This is a genomic window from Streptomyces albidochromogenes (assembly GCF_005981925.1).
Taxonomy (GTDB): Bacteria; Actinomycetota; Actinomycetes; order Streptomycetales; family Streptomycetaceae; genus Streptomyces; species Streptomyces albidochromogenes.
Genome location: NZ_VBVX01000612.1, coordinates 1 through 1,391, shown reverse-complemented (window position 1 = coordinate 1,391; position 1,391 = coordinate 1). Strand labels below are relative to the sequence as shown.

The window sequence follows — 1,391 nt, the reverse complement described above, 5'->3', positions numbered from 1 at the left end:
CCCTTCGGGGCGGAGGCTGCATCACCTGGCGGGGCCCGAGGGGTGGTTGGCGGGGTCCGGGCTCTGGACTCCGCAGGGGGTGCTGCGGCTGCCGTACACGACGGGGGCCGTGCCGTGCGGAGTGGCGCGGATCGAGGCCCCCCAGGACGCGGTGATCACCGAACCCGCACAAGCGGAACGCGCAGGTGGGGAACCGTTCGAGGCCCGTGGCACTCCTGTGGTGTGCAAGCCCGTACCGCTCCAGCAGGCACCCCTCACCGGGCGCGGGGCCCGTGGTTAGACTCGGTCCGGCCGGGCCGCGCGGTCGTTTCGGCCGGGCGCCGGCGGTGGCGGCGGGGCGGGCCTTGCACCACGTGAAAGCGATCGCAGCGATTCCAGGGGATCTCCCAACATGTCTGACGCACGAACCGACACGACCCAGACGCGGCCGCAGCCTTCGGCCGCCGAACGGGACGACGCCGGCCGCTCCGGAAAGCACCGAGGGGGTGCGGCCGCGACGGAGGACGCCACCGCTCCGGCACACGGCCGCCACCGCCGGGGGTAGTACGCCGCCCCGCCCGGGGCGCCGCCCCGGGTCCCGGCCCTCCCCCGCCGGAGGGGCCGGACCGCACCGCTGAACGGTGCGTCCGGCCCGTCCGGCGGGCGGCCGGGGGGCTTCACCCCCGCTTGAGGCCCAGCACCTCCGCCGCCGCGAACGTCTCGTTCGGGGGGCGGTCCTCGAAGTACGGCGTCAGCCGCTCCGTCAGTTCCTCGTACGAGAACGCCTCCTTCGCGGTGTCGACCTTGGCCGCGACCCGCGGGCGTTCCATGACCGCGACCATGCCGCCGTGCACGACGAGCAACTGGCCGTTGACCTTCGCGGCGGCGGGCGACGCCAGGTAGCCGACCAGCGGGGAGACGTGCTCGGGGGCCAGCGGGTCGAGTTCGCCCCCGGCCGGCTCCGCGAATCCGGCGAACACGTCCTGCGTCATGCGGGTCCGGGCGCGCGGGCAGATCGCGTTGGCCGTCACGCCGTACTTGCCCAGTGCCAGCGCCGTCGACGTGGTCAGGCCGACGATGCCGCCCTTGGCCGCCGCGTAGTTGGGCTGCCCCGCCGAGCCCGCCAGGTACGCCTCCGACGACGTGTTGACGATCCGGCCGTAGACCGGGCCGCCGGCCGCTTTCGAGCGGGCCCGCCAGTGCGCCGCCGCGAAATGGGTGGTGTTGAAGTGGCCCTTGAGGTGGACGCGGACGACCGAGTCCCACTCGTCCTCGGTCATCGAGAAGATCATCCGGTCGCGGAGGATCCCGGCGTTGTTGACGAGGATGTCCAGCTTTCCGTAAGAGTCGACGGCCAGCCGGACCAGTTCCCCGGCCTGCGCGTGGTCCGACACGTCGCCCAGGTGGGCCAC

The 1,391-nt window shown here is 73.8% G+C and carries 1 protein-coding gene and 1 pseudogene; one reads left to right on the top strand and one right to left on the bottom strand.

Annotated elements, in window-relative coordinates; all coding sequences use genetic code 11:
- Positions 1-280, top strand: a pseudogene (locus tag E2E34_RS36035) (hypothetical protein); the annotation flags it as partial.
- Positions 281-656: 376 nt separating this feature from the next.
- Here E2E34_RS36035 and E2E34_RS34295 read toward each other — a convergent pair.
- A partial coding sequence (locus tag E2E34_RS34295; protein ID WP_138905715.1) for an SDR family NAD(P)-dependent oxidoreductase occupies positions 657-1,391 on the bottom strand: 735 nt, incomplete at its 5' end.